We start from the raw sequence: 14,247 nt of genomic DNA on the forward strand, positions 1-14,247 counted from the left end.
CTTAGACGAATCTTCTTTTCCGGCCGATGGCCGGCGTGCCGCGTGCGTGATCGGGCGATTGTAGGCATTGCGGCGCCCACACCGGTCATGGCCTGTCTCTGTTTTTTTATCAAGCATAAACGCTGGGCATTCTCAGGCCGGTGAAGTCGGGCTTAGGGCCAACGCCTGGACCGCCTGCGCCAACTGGCGTACGCCGGTTTCGATGCTGGCCGTATCCAGGCTGGCGTAACCCAGGATCAACCCCGCGCAGGGACGCCGGCCAGGATGCGCTGTCTGCGCGTACAGCGGCGAGATGGGCCGCACGCCCACGCCCCGAGCCTTCGCCTGCTCGACCAGCGCGTTCTCATTCTTACGGGCAACCCGAGTGAACCAGGCCACCACATGCAGGCCCGAGGCCGAGCCCTCCACGTCCACGCCGTCGCCGACATGCCGCTGCAACGCCTTCAACAAGGCCTCGCGGCGCTGCTCGTTCTCGCGGCGGCACCTGCGCACGTGGCGCTCGTACGAGCCGTCCTCGATCAGCGCCGCCAGCACCCGCTGCTCGACGCTGGGCGCATGGCGGTCCATCAGGCGCTTGGCTTCGCGGAACACGTGCACCAGCGCGGGCGGCAGCACCATGTAGCCCAGGCGCATCTGCGGCGACAGCGTCTTGGAGAACGTGCCCAGGTAGATGACGCGGCCGGTCCCGTCCACCGATTGCAGGGCGTCCACGGGCCGCAGGCCATAGCGGAACTCGCCGTCGTAGTCGTCCTCGATCACCCAGGCGCCCACCCGGCTGGCCCAGTCCAGCAACTCGCGGCGCCGGCCGATGGGCATGACGCCGCCCAAGGGGAACTGGTGCGACGGCGTCACGTAGACCAGCTTGCCTTGCAGATCGGCCAAGGCCGTCGTGTTCAGGCCCTGCTCGTCCACCGGGCAGGCATGGAGGCGCGCGCCCATGGCCTCGAAGAGGCGGCGCGCCATGAGATAGCACGGTTCTTCGATCACCATGTCGTCGCCGGTATCCAGCAGCACCCGGGCGCACAGGTCCAGCGCCTGCTGCGAGCCGTGCACGATCAGGATCTGTTCGGCCCGGCACCGCATGCCGCGGGCGCGCAGCAGATATCCCTGCAAGGCCTCGCGCAGGGCCAGCTCGCCTTCGGGTTCTTCGTAGTACAGACGGGGCTGGCGCTGCACGATCACGCGGTTGTACGCGCGGCGCCAGGCCAGCGTGGGAAAGTCGTCGAAGGCGACGGCGCCGTACAGGAAGTCGATGGAGCGCTTCGTTTGATCCAGGCGAGCGGAACTGCCGGTGAAGCCCGCGACCCGGCTGCCGAAGCGGGAAAGCGAGGCCGCCTGCGTGCGCGAAGCGGCCTCGCGTGCAGTGCCATTGCCGTGTTCCGCCCGCGCCGCCACGCCCGAAGCCACCCGCGCCTTGGTGCCGGCCGAGGTTTCCACATAACCTTCGGCGGCAAGCTGCTCGTAGACGGCGGTGATCGTGGTGCGCGACACGCCCAGTTCTTCGGCCAGCACGCGTGTCGACGGCAGTTGCGTGCCCGCCGCCCTTTCGCCCTGGACGATCTGGCTGCGCAAGGATTCGTAGAGGGTCCGGCTGGCGCGCATGGCGTGGGATCCAGGCAAAACTGGACTGATAAAAAACATTGCGAGTGGATGTTTTCATTGTGCCACAAGCAATGCAGCAGTTGATGCGGCATCCCGCGCATCTCGCCGCCAAGCAGCGGCAGGCGCGCTGGCTCAAGGGATATCAGGTGGTGGTGTGCGAGGTGATCGGATCGTATGGGAATAGACGCATTCCTCATCCCTTGAATCCGCCAGAAGAATGACGCGTCCTGAGCCGGACCACCAGGCACGCCCAGCCTAATCGAGAGTCTTGGTCTCTTCGTCCAGCCAGGATCGTAATGCCTTGACCTTCGGGTGTTGCTCGTTGCCGTGACAGTAGACCAGGTCATAGCCTTTATCGGCTTTCAAGGTGCGTTCCGGAAACAGCGCAACCAATCGGCCGCAGGCGATGTCTTCGGCGACCAGGGCGCTTCTGCCCAAAGCCACGCCCTCTCCCCGGATCGCCGCTTCGATCGCCATGCTGCCGTGGCTGTAAAAAGGTCCGCGCCGCGCCAGTCGCCTGTTCATCCCTTCGGCCGCCAGCCATTGATCCCAGTTGGCCAGCATGCGGTCTTCGTGCAGCAGCATGCAATGGGCAAGATCCGCAGGCTCGGCCAGGCCGCCATGCGCGTCCCGGTAGCCTGGGCTGCACACCGGCGTGACGTGTTCCTCGAATATCCGCTCGGCAGCGGCCCGCGGGTAGCGGCCATACCCGTAACGGACCGCCACGTCGACCTGGCCATCATCGAGCTCGACATTGACGTCAGTAACGTCCAGATGGATGTCGAATTCGGGATGCCGCGCGCGCAGGCGATGCAGGCGGGGTGCAAGCCATTTGCTTGCAAACGACACGCTGGTGCTGATGCGCAGGCGCGTTGCGCCGGTTTCCGTGCGCAGCCGCTCGGACTCGCGAGTCAGCTCACCCAATAACCGGGCGATGGCCAGATGATAGGCAGCACCGGCTTCGGTCAGGACGATACGCCGCGTCAGCCTCAGGAATAGCGGAACGCCCAGGTGCCCTTCCAGCGTCTTGATGTTCCTGCTGATCGCGCCGTGCGTGACATGAAGCTCATCCGCCGCGATGGACATGCTGAGATGCCGGGCAGCAGCCTCGAAGGCGCGCAGTGTCTGCAGCGGAGGAAGATGGTCGAACATGGCTCTACGTGTGAATTCTGCTCACGCATTATGGGACATCAAATCGATTGTCAGCAACCCTGCGGCAGGAGGAGCATTGGGCGCTTGGTTTTTTTGACGTCTTTCAGCGGAAGTAGTCGCATGCAGTTCAACACCTGGCTTTTGCTCCTGGTCACTACCCTCGGCATCTCATTGACGCCGGGACCCAACGCCCTTCTGGTCCTGACACACGGCGCCATGCACGGCTCAAGAAGGACCCTGTCCACCATCGCGGGCGGCCTTGCCGGATTCGTGGCCATGATCGCCCTGTGCCTGTTCGGAATCGCCGCACTGGTCCAGGCTTCGGTGCACGGGCTGACCGCCCTGAAATGGATAGGCGGCGCCTATCTCATCTGGCTGGGCGCCGGCTTGTGGCGCGCGCCGCCGATGCAGGTGTCGGCCCCGATCGACAGCCGGTCGGCCCGCCCGGCCGTGTTGTTTCGCCAGGGTCTTTTCTCAGCGTTGGCGAACCCCAAGGCGCTGCTGCTGTTCAGCGCATTCCTGCCGCAGTTCATCGATCCGCATCGCAGCCTGCTGACGCAGTTCGTGGTGGTTACGGCCACCTATCTTGCGGCGGAATTCGTGGTGGAGTACCTGATCGCCGCCACCGCGGATCGCGTCCGCCCCTGGCTCGGCAGGATGGGCCGCCGGTTCAATCGGGTTTGCGGCGGGCTGTTCGTCGCCGTGGGAGCCCTGCTGCCATTGCGCTGATGCATGCCTTGGCCCTGGCAACCGCATGGATCTCTTGCTCATCAAGTTAGTTTGCGCCCCGCTGCTGCTGCTGACGGCCAGTCTCGCCGCAAGGCGCTGGGGAGCCGCCATAGGGGGGTTCCTCGTCGGGCTTCCGCTGACTTCCGGCCCTGTCTCACTGTTTCTCGCGTTGGAGCAGGGCCCGTTGTTCGCCATGCACGCGTCGGCGGGCTCCTTGGCGGCCACGACCGGCCAGGCGGCATTCGCCGCCGCGTATTACGCTTTGGCAGGCAAAGGTTGGTCGACGGCGTTGTCTGGCGCAAGCATCGCATTCGTGGCGGCAGCCATGACGCTTCAATGGAGCGGGCCGCCGGGTATTGCGCTGTTTCTCATCGCAATACTGGCGCTGGGGACGGCGCTGCAATGGATGCCGGCAGGACAGCACGCCACCAGCCTGCCGCGATCGCTGTGGTGGGATCTGCCCGCACGGATCGTGATCATGGCCGGCCTGGTGTTGGGCGTGACGATGGGCGCCCGGCATATGGGCGCCGGCCCGGCAGGCGTCCTGGCATCCTTTCCTTTCATGGCCGCCGTATTGGGAGGCTTCGCCCATCGAATGCAAGGCGCTGAATCGGCGAGGCTCGTGATGCGAGGCCTGTGCGCCGGCCTGTTCGGGTTTGCCGCCTTCTTCTACGTCGTCAGCCTTGCTGTAACGCGCCTGCCCTATGGCGTGGCTTATGGGCTGGCTATTGTCTGCGCACTGGGCGTTCAAGCCATGGCATTGCGTTTGATCCGGGCATCCGTCTAGTCGCCCGCCTCACCGATCAGTGCTCAGGCGGTCTTGGGCTTATCTCCGGCCAAGCATCTTCTTGATCAGCATCACGGCTCCGACGATGACGCCACCGGCCACGATGCCGACGATTGCCCCGGCCAGGGTATTGACCAACCCCTGCACCAGCCCATTCGACCCGCTGGCCGCCACCACCGCCTCGACGGCATGCGCCACCGCGGGCACGCCGTGCACCAGGATCGAGCCGCCGACCATGAACATGGCCGCCGTGCCGACCACCGACAAGGTCTTCATCAGATAGGGTGCAGCCGAGACGATGCCCCGGCCCAGGCCCTGGGCGAACGCCGAACTGCGCTGGCTCAGCGCCAGGCCCCAGTCGTCCAGCCGCACGATGCCGGCCACAAGGGCATACACGCCCACCGTCACCAACAAGGCCACGCCCGCCAGCGTCAGCGCCTGCGTCATCAGCGTCGCGCCCGCCACCGCGCCCAGCGCGATGGCGATGATTTCGGCGGACAGGATGAAGTCGGTACGCACCGCGCCCTTGATCTTGGTCTTCTCGAAGGCCACCACGTCCACGTTCGGGTCCTGCAAGGCCCGCACGCGTTCGGCATGCCTGCCTTCATCGGCATGCAGCACCTTGTGCATCACCTTCTCGAAGCCCTCGTAGCAGAGAAAGGCCCCGCCCAGCATCAGCAGCGGGGTCACCAGCCAGGGCGCGAACGCGCTGATCAGCAAGGCGGCCGGCACCAGGATCACCTTGTTCAGCAACGATCCCTTGGCCACCGCCCAGACCACGGCCAGCTCGCGGTTGACCGGCACGCCCGTGACCTGTTGCGCATTCAGGGCCAGATCGTCGCCCAAGACGCCGGCGGACTTCTTCAGGGCGACCTTGCTCATGGCCGCCACGTCGTCCAACAGCATGGCGATGTCATCGAATACCGCGAAAAAGCTGCTGCCCGCCATTTTTTAAGCCCATTGAAAGCCGAGAATGGCGGGAGTGTATCCGCGGGATATGACGGGCTATGTAAGGGTGCGTATCGCCGTTTCAGGAAGTTTTGACACCTGCTGTGTGGCACGGGAGCATGCGGCGGGCCTGCGTGCAGCCGTCCCGCATGCGTGTCACTCCCGGATATACCCGATCGCCTTGGAGAACAGTGCCCGCTGTTCCTGCAGATATTGGCCGTACTCCTTCGGCCCCAGCACGCGGGTTTCCGCCCCGATCGTGCCCAGCGTCTTGGTCACCTCGTCACCATGCTCGGCCACCACCTTGCGCACCGCCTGGTACAGCTTGTCGACCACCTCGGGCGGCGTATCCTTGGGCGCCACCACGCCGTAGATCGTCGGGCTGCCCACATCGTAGCCCAGCTCGCGCACCGTCGGCACGTCCGGATAGACCGCCAGGCGCTTGTCGCTGAACACGGCCAGTGGCCGCAACCCGCCAGACTGGATATGCGCTTGCGCCGGTCCCACGGCGGACACGGCGATGTCCGTATGGCCGCCCAGCAGCGCCGTCACGGCCGGCGTGCTGCCCTGGAACGGGATATGGCGCAGCTTGATCCTGGCCTCATGGGCAAAGGTCTCGCCCAGCAGATGGCTGATGCCCAGCGCGCCCGAGGTGCCGTACGCAATGCCATCGGGCCGCGCCTTCGCGTCGGCCACCACGTCGGCCAGCGTCTTGTACTTCGACTTGCCCGGCGCCACGATCATCATGCCGCCCAGCGAAATGCCCGCCACCGGCGCGAAGGAGTCGGTGGTGTATTTCATCTCCTTGTTGGCCAGAGGCACCACCACCAGAGAGCCTGGCGAACTGCCCACGATGGTATAGCCGTCCGGCGGCGCCGAGGCCGTGAAGGCCGCGCCAATACCACCGCCTGCGCCAGGCTTGTAGTTCATCACGATGGGATGCCCCAGGTACTGACCCATGCGTTCCGTCACGGGCCGCAGCATCTGGTCAGTGTCGCCGGGCGCGAAGGGAATCACCAGTTGCACTGGCTTGTCGGGAAAGGCCTTCTGGGCCAGCACCGGGCCGCTCATCGCCAATCCGAGCGCGATCGACGCCAACGCGCCTCGCCATGCGTGGATGTGTTGCATGTCTGTCTCCTTTGGTTTGGACGGGCCGGCTTTGTCGTTTTTGCCGGCTTTTCTACTGATCAGTCATTCGTGGTCTACCTGGATGGCCTCCAAAAAGCGCGACACCATGTTGTAGGCCCCTACCGTGGCGGTGATCTCGACGATCTCCTTGTCGTTGAAGGCGGCGCGCAAGGCGGCAAACGTCGTGTCCTTCACACGGATGTTTCGCGTCATCTCGTCGCAGTAGGTCAGCGCGGCGCCCTCGCCTTTTTCCAGCGTGCTGAAGTCGCCGGTCTTCAGCGCGGCCACCTGGGCATCGGTGCAGCCCGCTTTCACCGCGATGGGCAGATGCTGCTCGAACTCGTAGTCCGCGTCGTTCAGCACCGCGACCCGCAGGATCAGCAGTTCGCGCAGCCTCGGGGTCAGGCTGCTTTTCTGGCGGATCGCCGTCAGATAGGTCAGCCAGCCTTCGGCCACGGGCGGGCTGTTCAGCAGCATGCGGTACAGATTGGGCAGGCTGGAACGCTCTTTCCGGATGCGCTCCACCAGCGGGCGGGTGTCGGGGTGGTTGATGTCGGCGTAATCGACTCGTGCCATCTTCTTTCTGTCTCCTTCGGGTCTGTGTATCGTGCGTTGTCTTCTAGACGAGGCGTTTGGCCTTGCCTGCGCGTCCAGGGGATAGTGATTATTCGATCAATCGCAGCGGGCGCTCATGCCGCCATCCACCACCAGCTCGGTGCCTGTAATGAAGCGAGCCTCGTCCGAGGCCAGAAACAAGACGGCATTCGCCGTGTCCCGCCCATCGCCCTCCACCAGCATGGGAATGCGCTTGCGGCGGCGTTGCAGCAAGGCCTCCACATCGCCCGAACTCTGCTGGCGGGCCAGGAAGGCATCGACCAATGGCGTATGCAGTTGCCCGGGCAGCACCGTGTTGATGCGCACCCCCTTCGCCGCCAGCTCCACGCCCACCACGCGCCCGAACTGCATCACGCCGGCCTTGGCAGCGGCGTAGCCCACCTGCGCCGCACCGGTCCAGCGGATGGCCGATGTCGAAGACACGTTCACCACCGCGCCGCCGCCCTGCTCCTGCATGATGGGCAGCACGTGCTGGCAGGTCGTGAAGACCGAGGTCAGATTCAGGTCGAGCTGCTTCTGCCAGTCCGCTTGCGACAAGGCGGTCGGGCCGCCGGAGATGGGGCCGCCCACGTTGTTGATCAGGATATCGATGCGGCCGTGGCGTTGATGGGCGTCTCGCACCAGCTCCGCGACCTGCTTCTCGTCCAGCACATCGCAGATCTTCGTTTCGATACGCCCGCGGCTTGTTCCAGCGCGTTCCAGTGTTTCGGGCAGCGACTCTGGCCGGTTGTCCACGGCGATCACCGTGGCGCCTTCCTGAGCGAAGCGCACGGTGATGGCGCGTCCGTTACCCCAGCCCGGCCCCACGCAACCCGCTCCGAAGACCAATGCCACCTTGCCGGCCAGACGCCCCGTGCTTTCAGATGCCTGCATCGATTGCGTCTCCCGTCAGCGCGTGGCCATGGTGATGCCGCCGTCCACCACGATCTGCTGGCCCGTGATGTAGCGGCTTTCGTCGCTGGCCAGGAAGGCCACCGCGTGCGCCACGTCCCAGGCATCGCCCATGCGGCCGGCCGGCACCTGCTTGTGCCGGTGAGCCACGAAGCCCTCGTAGTCGCCCTTCGCGTACTTCTGCGCCAGACGTTCCACCAATGGCGTGAACATCAGGCCAGGCACCACCGAATTCAGGCGCACGCCGTCCTGGGCGTACAGGACGGCGGTCGTGGCCGTCATCTGCATCAACGCCGCCTTGGCCGCCGCATAGCCTACCTGGGGTTTGCCCGCATAACGCAGGCCGGCAATGGATGAAATATTGATGATGGACCCGCCGCCCGCTTCCTTCATGAGAGGAATGACGTGCTTGCAGCACAGGAAGGCGGAGGTCAGGTTGACCTGGATCTGATCGTGCCAGGCCTCCTCGCTCATGCTGACGGGGTCGCCGGGTTCGGATCGGCCCACGTTGTTGACCAGGATGTCGATGCGGCCGTAGGTGTCGAGGCAGGCCTTTATAAGCTGCTGCACTTGCGCGCCGTCTGTGACGTCGCTTTGCTGTACCGCGATCTTGCCGCCGGCTTCGGCGATGACGTTTGCCGATTGTTTGGCGGCGTCGAGGTTCAGGTCGCAGCCGTAGATCGAGGCGCCTTGCCTCGCGAGCACCGCCGCGGTCGCCTTGCCATTGCCCCACCCCTCACCCAGCGTGCCGCACCCTGTCACGAGCGCTACCTTTCCATCAAGGCGAAACATCCCAGCTCCAAAGAGAGATCGTGATGGACAGGCTAAGGCAGGTTGGCAGGGAGATTAAGTTCCGATGTGAACGCTATTCATAGACAAAAAGAATGAATCTGACGACGAGACAACTCAGGATATTTGTGTTGCTGGCGGAGACGCTTAGCTTTCATCGAACGGCGGAGATGCTGCATGTGACGCAGCCCACGTTGAGCAAGCTGGTGAAGGAGATCGAGGAAGGGTTGGGGATCAAGCTGTTCGAGCGGAGTACCCGGATGGTGAGGTTGTCGCGGGAGGGGCAGGATATTCTGGAGACGGCGAAGAGGATTACGGCGCTGCATGCGAAGGGGATGCAGGAGTTGGAGCAGCGGTTGCGGGAGAGGAATAACCGGGTGGCGTTGGCGGCGTTGCCGACGTTGGCCGCGTCGGTGATTCCGCAGGTGATTCGGAATTTGACGGCCAGGGATCCGAGGATTCGGGTGGAGGTGTTTGATCCGGTGGCTAATGAGGCGTTGGCGTTACTCAGGGATCGGAGGGTGGATATTGCGGTGACGGCGAAGCAGGATGAGAGTGCTGCGGACTTGGTTTATGAGGAGTTGTTTACCGAACCGTTCGTGCTGTTTCACAGTGAGCGGATGGTGCCGTCCGTGAAGGAGTGGTCGCCAGCAGCGCTAGCGGAGTTGCCGTTGATCAGCATGCCGCCGGGCACTAGCGTGCGGGTGTTGACGGAGCGGGCGTTCCAGGAGGCTGGACAGCCCTTTAATCCGGTGTACTCGTTGAGGGACTTGAATACGATCACTCGGTTCGTGCAGGGGGAATGTGGGGTGGCGCTATTACCGGAATCGTCGATTGATAGCGAGGGGCAGAGGGGAATGCGTAAAGGCCTGCTGCGAGGGGCTTTGACGCGGTCAGTGGGAATGTACGTGAGGAGAGAGTATCGAGCGTCGGCCTTGGTGGGAATGGCTCTGGCCGAGTTGAGATTAGCGGGCAGAGATCGACAGATTGACGCCATTGTTTCCGGCAGGGCAACACCATGATCCCATCGCCCTACCTTCTGCCGCGCCGCCCCCAGACCTACGATTCCCATGCACTTCCTCCCGCCACGGGCGGCGCCGCCGCACCGCCGGCCCCCTTTTCCAATGGAGAAATCCCATCATGAGTCAACGTCTGAACGCGTTTGCGCAATCGCCGGAGCTTTTCAAGAAATTCATCGAATTCGGCATGCTGTTGAAGTCCGGCGCGATCGAGCAGCCGATCCTGCACCTGATCGAGATCCGCGCGTCGCAGCTCAACGGCTGCGGGTTCTGCCTGGACATGCACGTCAAGCAGGCGAAGATCGATGGTGAACACGAGCTGCGCCTGCACCACCTGGCGATCTGGCGCGAATCGACGGAGTTCACGCCACGCGAACGCGCCTGCCTGGCTTGGACGGAAGCCCTGACGACGCTGGGCGCCCACGGCGTATCCGACGAGATCTACGAGCGCGTGCGCACGCAACTGTCGGAAAAGGAGATCTCCGACCTCAGCTTCGCGGTCATGGCGATCAATGGCTGGAACCGCCTGAACGTGGGGTTCCAGACCGTGCCGGGCTCGGCCGACAAGGCCTATGGCCTGGACAAGGCCAAGTTCAACTGAGGACCGGACATGAAGATCCTCGTTATCGGCGGTACGGGCCTGATCGGCTCGAAACTCGTGAAGCGGCTGGCCGAAGCCGGACACCAGACGATCCCGGCCTCGCCCGCCACCGGGGTGAACACGGTGACCGGAGAAGGCCTGGATGCGGCGCTGGCCGGCGTGGACACCGTGGTGGACGTGGCCAATTCGCCTTCCTTCGAAGACGAAGCCGTGCTGGCGTTCTTCCAGGCCTCCGGCCGCAACCTGCTGGCGGCCGAGGCGCGCGCCGGCGTGCGCCATCACGTGGCGCTGTCGGTGGTCGGCACGCAGCGGCTGGCCGAAAGCGGCTACTTCCGCGGCAAGATTGCGCAGGAGGCGCTCATCCAGGCGGGCAAGATCCCCTACACGATCGTGCACAGCACCCAGTTCTTCGAGTTCCTGGGAGGCATCCTGCAAGCGGGCGCCGTCGGCAACGAAGTCCGGCTGTCGCCCGCGTTTGTCCAGCCCATCGCCTCGGACGACGTAGCGCAGGCCATGGCCGACTTCGCTGTGGGAAGGCCGCTGAACGGTACGGTGGAGATCGCCGGCCCGCAGCGGGTCCGCCTGGCGGACCTGGTGCTGGACTACATGGGCAAGATCGGTGACACACGCACCGTCGTGGCCGACCGGCGCGCGCGCTATTTCGGCGCGCTGCTCGACGACAGCACGCTGGTTCCCGGAACGTCCCCCCGCCTGGGCACGATCGACTTCGACACCTGGTTCAGCCGCGCGGGCGCCAGGGCCTGATCACGGCGCACGAGGGATCCCCCATGAGCAGACCGCAACGGCCCTCTCCCGCGTTTCTCGACAAGTACCAGGGCCAGCCATTCCACGCGCTGTACACCACCAGCGTGACGGTGCGAGGCGGCGAGGCCCAGCACGGCCGCGCGTCCGGCATCGCGATGTCGGATGACGGCGAACTGGCGGTCGAGTTGCGTCTGCCGGTCGAATTGGGCGGGGCCGGAGGCGGCACCAACCCCGAACAACTGTTCGCCGCCAGCTATGCGGCCTGCTTCCACGGGGCGCTGGCCCTGCTGGCCGAACGCGCCGGCGTCCCGTTCGGGGATGCCGCAGTGACCGTGACAGTGTCGTTCGGCCGGGATGCGGTGGATGGGCTGTTCGCCTTGCAGGCGGACATCAACATACACATGCCCGGCGTCGACAGGGCCTTGGCCGAGGAGCTGGTGCGCAACACCGAGCGCCTCTGCCCCTACGCCAAGATGGCGCAGGACGGCATCCGAAGCTCGGTGGTCCTCACGCCATAAACAGCCTGTCATGCCTGCCTGGCGAGCGTCACCTCGATGCCGTGCAGGTCCAGGGCGCGGATGTGCTCGGTCATGTAGTCGATGAACACGCGCATGCGCGCGGGCAGATGCTGGCGGCTCAGGAAACACAGGTAATGGCCGCGGTCGTCCGGCGCATGCTGCGGCAGGCAGGACAGCAGCGTCCCCTCGCGCAGAGGCCCGACCGCCTGGTAGCCGGCGATCTGCGCGATGCCCTGCCCCTGCAGCACCGCCTGCAGCACGAGATCGGCATCGTTGAAGGTCAGCATGGCGGACGGCGCGAACTTGCGCAACTGGCCATCCACCTTGAACTCCCACTCATAGACGCGTCCCGAGGACAGACGGAAATTGATGCAACGGTGATCCGCGAGGGCCTCCACGCTGGCCGGCATGCCATGCCGGGCGGCATACTCGGGCGAGGCGCACAGCATCATCTGCATCGGGATCAGTTTCTTGGCGATGACCTGGCTGTCTTCCATCCGGCCGTTGCGGAAAGACAGGTCGACGCGGTCGGTGGTGAAGTCGGTCACGCCATCATCGAGCAGGAGATCGACGCTGACGTTGGGATACGCCGCGCAAAAGCCGCGCAGCAGCGGCGCCACGACCTTGCGGCCGAATCCCACGGTCGCGCAGACGCGCAGTTCCCCCGCCGGGGGCCCCTCGCGCAGCTCGCGGATGTCGTCCAGCGCCTGGACGATGCGCTCGACCCCCGGATGGCATTGTTCATAGAACCGCTGTCCCTCCGTGGTCAGGACGGTGCTGCGCGTGGTGCGCACGAACAGGCGCGTGCCCAACTGGTCTTCGAGCTTCTGCACGCTGCGGCTGACGGCCGAGCGGCCGATGCCCAACCGGTCGCCCGCCTTGGCGAAGTTGCCTTCGGCGGCGACGGCCATGAAGGCCATCACGCCGGCGTAGCTGGCGGCAAAGGTATCGGCGAGGGAATCCGGCGGCTGGGCCGGGGCGTGGGGCGAGGCGGAACAGAGAGTCGTCATGGTGGCGGCACCGTGATGGGTTGATCCTACCCACCAAGACGGGCCAGCCTGCCCACTTGTGACACCGTCCGTGAAAAAAACACGCGGCGCCTGCGGCTTGCCGCCCCAGCCGACCAGCCTGGCCGGCGCGGGGCGGCGATGCCCCGCTACGGCACGGGAATCAGTGCGGGGGCGCCCTGTTTCTTGAACAGCACGGCCAGGAACCTGGCGGGTTCCGTCAGGCTGGCGTTGCGGCCGACGGTATGGACGTCGTCCGGGCCCTCGTAGAACGTCTGCCCGGGCGTCAGCGTCACCTCCTTGCCGCCCTCGACCTGCATGACGATGCTGCCTTGCAGCACGTAGACGAACGCGGAGGCATCGTGGCGATGGACAGGATCGGCGCCGCCGGGCGGATAGTCGACCAGAATCATCATGCCCTCCTTGCCCGGGCTGTCCGCCAGGGCCTGCGTCATCAACGCCGTGACGACAGGGTCGGCGGCGCGGGCGGCGGGCGCGGCGTGATGCGGCCCAGCCGCGGCGGTGGTGAGGCTGAACGCGAGCAGCGCGGCGGCGGCCAGCGCGGCAGCGGCCGGCGGTGCAACGGACTTCGCAATCTTTGACATGGACTGTCCTCGGTTGGGGAATGGCAGCCCATCGTAGAAGCGCGGGCCGCGCCGCAGTAGATCCCCGCGAGGGACCATCGTGTTGCCCGCCGCGCACCAAAGCCCTGCGCCAGGCTCCTTTTAGTGTGAACAGGCCCTAGTGTGCTATCCCAGCGCTCGCGCGATCCGGGCGAGCTTGTCGGGATTGCGCTGCACCAGCACGCGGGTCAGGCGCCGGCCATCGGTTTCATAGGACTGCACCGATTCGAGTTCGTCCCCGATGAAGCGCAACAGGGTCCATTGGCCGTTCACCTCCACCACTTCGGTGCGCATCGTCTCGCGGAAGCGGCGCTTTCCTGCGTAGAACAACTGGGCCAGGCGCTTGCCGCCCACCAGGCTGGCGAAGCTGGCGACCTTGCCTCCGCCGTCGCCGATCAACTGGGCATCGTCGCTCAGCAAGGCATGCAGGCCATGGAAGTCGCTGCGCTGCATCGCATCGGAGAAGGCCAGCAAGAGACGCCGCAGCGTGGCGCGCGGCACGGTCTCGCGCGGGGCGCCGTCGCGCAACTGCAGCCTGGCCCGGCGCACCAATTGACGCGTGGCCGCCTCGGTCTTGTCGAGTATCCGCGCGATATCGGCATACTCCGAATCGAACACGTCACGCATCAGGAAGGCCGCGCGCGCGTCGGGCGACAGGCGTTCCAGCAGGAACAAGAACGCGACCGACACGTCGTCGGCCAGCTCGTGGATCTGTTCGGGGGTGGCGGGCGCGGCCATCAGCATGGGTTCGGGCAGCCATACGCCGACATAGGATTCGCGTTCGGCCTTGGCCGCGCGCAGCCGGTCGATCGCCAGGCGGGTGGTGACCCGCACCAGCCAGGCCTCGGTATTTTCCACTGCGGTCCGGTCGGCGCCGTGCCACCGGAGCCAGGCATCCTGCACGACGTCCTCGGCTTCCGCGACCGCGCCCAGCATGCGGTAGGCGATGCCGTACAGGCGCGGACGGTGGCGGTCGAACAGGTGGACGGAATCGGTCATGGCGCGGTCAGGCCCCGCGGCAAGCGGGGCAGGCTATTTTGCAGCAGAGGGCCGGCCGCAACAAGCGGCCAGCA

At 65.4% G+C, this 14,247-nt stretch carries 17 protein-coding genes; 7 read left to right on the top strand and 10 right to left on the bottom strand.

Annotated elements, in window-relative coordinates:
• Positions 1–132: 132 nt before the first annotated feature.
• On the bottom strand, positions 133–1,602 hold the full coding sequence (gene pdxR, locus A7W11_RS22025) for a MocR-like pyridoxine biosynthesis transcription factor PdxR (RefSeq protein WP_156523199.1): 1,470 nt from the start codon (positions 1,600–1,602) through the stop codon (positions 133–135).
• Between the two features lie 44 nt (positions 1,603–1,646).
• Here pdxR and A7W11_RS22030 point away from each other — a divergent pair, with 44 nt between their 5' ends.
• Positions 1,647–1,823, top strand: a complete 177-nt coding sequence (locus tag A7W11_RS22030; protein WP_175582041.1) for a hypothetical protein — start codon at positions 1,647–1,649, stop codon at positions 1,821–1,823.
• Between the two features lie 34 nt (positions 1,824–1,857).
• Here the strand turns inward: A7W11_RS22030 and gcvA are convergent, their stop codons facing one another.
• Positions 1,858–2,754 carry a transcriptional regulator GcvA gene (gene gcvA / locus A7W11_RS22035; protein ID WP_066419440.1) on the bottom strand — a complete coding sequence of 299 codons (897 nt, stop codon included), beginning with the start codon at positions 2,752–2,754 and terminating at the stop codon, positions 1,858–1,860.
• Between the two features lie 120 nt (positions 2,755–2,874).
• Here gcvA and A7W11_RS22040 point away from each other — a divergent pair, with 120 nt between their 5' ends.
• Both A7W11_RS22040 and A7W11_RS22045 read left to right on the top strand, forming a co-directional pair.
• Positions 2,875–3,483 (top strand): LysE family translocator, encoded by a 609-nt coding sequence (locus A7W11_RS22040; RefSeq protein ID WP_066419442.1) that lies wholly within the window; start codon positions 2,875–2,877, stop codon positions 3,481–3,483.
• 25 nt (positions 3,484–3,508) lie between these two features.
• Complete coding sequence (locus A7W11_RS22045) at positions 3,509–4,270, top strand: hypothetical protein (RefSeq protein ID WP_066419444.1); 762 nt, start codon at positions 3,509–3,511, stop codon at positions 4,268–4,270.
• A gap of 39 nt (positions 4,271–4,309) precedes the next feature.
• On the opposite strand, the gene A7W11_RS22050 is transcribed toward A7W11_RS22045, so the two are convergent.
• The 5 genes from A7W11_RS22050 to A7W11_RS22070 all read right to left on the bottom strand — a co-directional run bounded on the left by A7W11_RS22050 (position 4,310) and on the right by A7W11_RS22070 (position 8,644).
• Positions 4,310–5,218 carry a DUF808 domain-containing protein gene (locus A7W11_RS22050; RefSeq protein WP_066419446.1) on the bottom strand — a complete coding sequence of 303 codons (909 nt, stop codon included), beginning with the start codon at positions 5,216–5,218 and terminating at the stop codon, positions 4,310–4,312.
• A gap of 156 nt (positions 5,219–5,374) precedes the next feature.
• Positions 5,375–6,346 (bottom strand): Bug family tripartite tricarboxylate transporter substrate binding protein, encoded by a 972-nt coding sequence (locus tag A7W11_RS22055; RefSeq protein ID WP_066419448.1) that lies wholly within the window; start codon positions 6,344–6,346, stop codon positions 5,375–5,377.
• A 63-nt stretch (positions 6,347–6,409) separates the two neighbouring features.
• Positions 6,410–6,922: a carboxymuconolactone decarboxylase family protein gene (locus tag A7W11_RS22060; protein ID WP_066419450.1), complete on the bottom strand. Its 513-nt coding sequence runs from the start codon at positions 6,920–6,922 to the stop codon at positions 6,410–6,412.
• A 96-nt stretch (positions 6,923–7,018) separates the two neighbouring features.
• On the bottom strand, positions 7,019–7,834 hold the full coding sequence (locus A7W11_RS22065) for an SDR family NAD(P)-dependent oxidoreductase (protein ID WP_066419452.1): 816 nt from the start codon (positions 7,832–7,834) through the stop codon (positions 7,019–7,021).
• Positions 7,835–7,849: 15 nt separating this feature from the next.
• Positions 7,850–8,644, bottom strand: a complete 795-nt coding sequence (locus A7W11_RS22070; protein ID WP_066419455.1) for an SDR family NAD(P)-dependent oxidoreductase — start codon at positions 8,642–8,644, stop codon at positions 7,850–7,852.
• Between the two features lie 92 nt (positions 8,645–8,736).
• On the opposite strand from A7W11_RS22070, the gene A7W11_RS22075 reads away from it, so the two are divergent.
• From A7W11_RS22075 to A7W11_RS22090, 4 genes are all read left to right on the top strand, one after another.
• A complete protein-coding gene (locus A7W11_RS22075) occupies positions 8,737–9,663 on the top strand; it encodes a LysR family transcriptional regulator (RefSeq protein ID WP_066419461.1) in 927 nt (308 codons plus the stop codon).
• Positions 9,664–9,781: 118 nt separating this feature from the next.
• A complete protein-coding gene (locus A7W11_RS22080) occupies positions 9,782–10,261 on the top strand; it encodes a carboxymuconolactone decarboxylase family protein (RefSeq protein WP_066419464.1) in 480 nt (159 codons plus the stop codon).
• Between the two features lie 9 nt (positions 10,262–10,270).
• Entirely contained in the window at positions 10,271–11,026 is a 756-nt protein-coding gene (locus tag A7W11_RS22085; protein ID WP_066419468.1) for an SDR family oxidoreductase, read from the top strand.
• 23 nt (positions 11,027–11,049) lie between these two features.
• Positions 11,050–11,544, top strand: a complete 495-nt coding sequence (locus A7W11_RS22090) for an Ohr family peroxiredoxin (RefSeq protein WP_066419469.1) — start codon at positions 11,050–11,052, stop codon at positions 11,542–11,544.
• 8 nt (positions 11,545–11,552) lie between these two features.
• On the opposite strand, the gene A7W11_RS22095 is transcribed toward A7W11_RS22090, so the two are convergent.
• From A7W11_RS22095 to A7W11_RS22105, 3 genes are all read right to left on the bottom strand, one after another.
• Positions 11,553–12,554: a LysR family transcriptional regulator gene (locus A7W11_RS22095; RefSeq protein WP_066419471.1), complete on the bottom strand. Its 1,002-nt coding sequence runs from the start codon at positions 12,552–12,554 to the stop codon at positions 11,553–11,555.
• A 146-nt stretch (positions 12,555–12,700) separates the two neighbouring features.
• Positions 12,701–13,156, bottom strand: coding sequence for a cupin domain-containing protein (locus A7W11_RS22100; RefSeq protein ID WP_082887427.1), 456 nt, complete (start codon positions 13,154–13,156; stop codon positions 12,701–12,703).
• Between the two features lie 144 nt (positions 13,157–13,300).
• Positions 13,301–14,173: an RNA polymerase sigma-70 factor gene (locus A7W11_RS22105; protein ID WP_066419475.1), complete on the bottom strand. Its 873-nt coding sequence runs from the start codon at positions 14,171–14,173 to the stop codon at positions 13,301–13,303.
• Positions 14,174–14,247: the final 74 nt, after the last annotated feature.

Source organism: Bordetella ansorpii, assembly GCF_900078315.1.
GTDB classification, from domain to species: Bacteria; Pseudomonadota; Gammaproteobacteria; order Burkholderiales; family Burkholderiaceae_B; genus Bordetella; species Bordetella ansorpii.

Bases quoted from the DNA above. Each gene is read 5' to 3' on its own strand.
- pdxR (WP_156523199.1), bottom strand. From the start codon at position 1,602: ATGCGCGCCAGCCGGACCCTCTACGAATCCTTGCGCAGCCAGATCGTC.
- gcvA (WP_066419440.1), bottom strand. From the start codon at position 2,754: ATGTTCGACCATCTTCCTCCGCTGCAGACACTGCGCGCCTTCGAGGCT.
- A7W11_RS22040 (WP_066419442.1), top strand. From the start codon at position 2,875: ATGCAGTTCAACACCTGGCTTTTGCTCCTGGTCACTACCCTCGGCATC.
- A7W11_RS22045 (WP_066419444.1), top strand. From the start codon at position 3,509: ATGGATCTCTTGCTCATCAAGTTAGTTTGCGCCCCGCTGCTGCTGCTG.
- A7W11_RS22050 (WP_066419446.1), bottom strand. From the start codon at position 5,218: ATGGCGGGCAGCAGCTTTTTCGCGGTATTCGATGACATCGCCATGCTG.
- A7W11_RS22055 (WP_066419448.1), bottom strand. From the start codon at position 6,346: ATGCAACACATCCACGCATGGCGAGGCGCGTTGGCGTCGATCGCGCTC.
- A7W11_RS22060 (WP_066419450.1), bottom strand. From the start codon at position 6,922: ATGGCACGAGTCGATTACGCCGACATCAACCACCCCGACACCCGCCCG.
- A7W11_RS22065 (WP_066419452.1), bottom strand. From the start codon at position 7,834: ATGCAGGCATCTGAAAGCACGGGGCGTCTGGCCGGCAAGGTGGCATTG.
- A7W11_RS22070 (WP_066419455.1), bottom strand. From the start codon at position 8,644: ATGTTTCGCCTTGATGGAAAGGTAGCGCTCGTGACAGGGTGCGGCACG.
- A7W11_RS22075 (WP_066419461.1), top strand. From the start codon at position 8,737: ATGAATCTGACGACGAGACAACTCAGGATATTTGTGTTGCTGGCGGAG.
- A7W11_RS22080 (WP_066419464.1), top strand. From the start codon at position 9,782: ATGAGTCAACGTCTGAACGCGTTTGCGCAATCGCCGGAGCTTTTCAAG.
- A7W11_RS22085 (WP_066419468.1), top strand. From the start codon at position 10,271: ATGAAGATCCTCGTTATCGGCGGTACGGGCCTGATCGGCTCGAAACTC.
- A7W11_RS22090 (WP_066419469.1), top strand. From the start codon at position 11,050: ATGAGCAGACCGCAACGGCCCTCTCCCGCGTTTCTCGACAAGTACCAG.
- A7W11_RS22095 (WP_066419471.1), bottom strand. From the start codon at position 12,554: ATGACGACTCTCTGTTCCGCCTCGCCCCACGCCCCGGCCCAGCCGCCG.
- A7W11_RS22100 (WP_082887427.1), bottom strand. From the start codon at position 13,156: ATGTCAAAGATTGCGAAGTCCGTTGCACCGCCGGCCGCTGCCGCGCTG.
- A7W11_RS22105 (WP_066419475.1), bottom strand. From the start codon at position 14,173: ATGACCGATTCCGTCCACCTGTTCGACCGCCACCGTCCGCGCCTGTAC.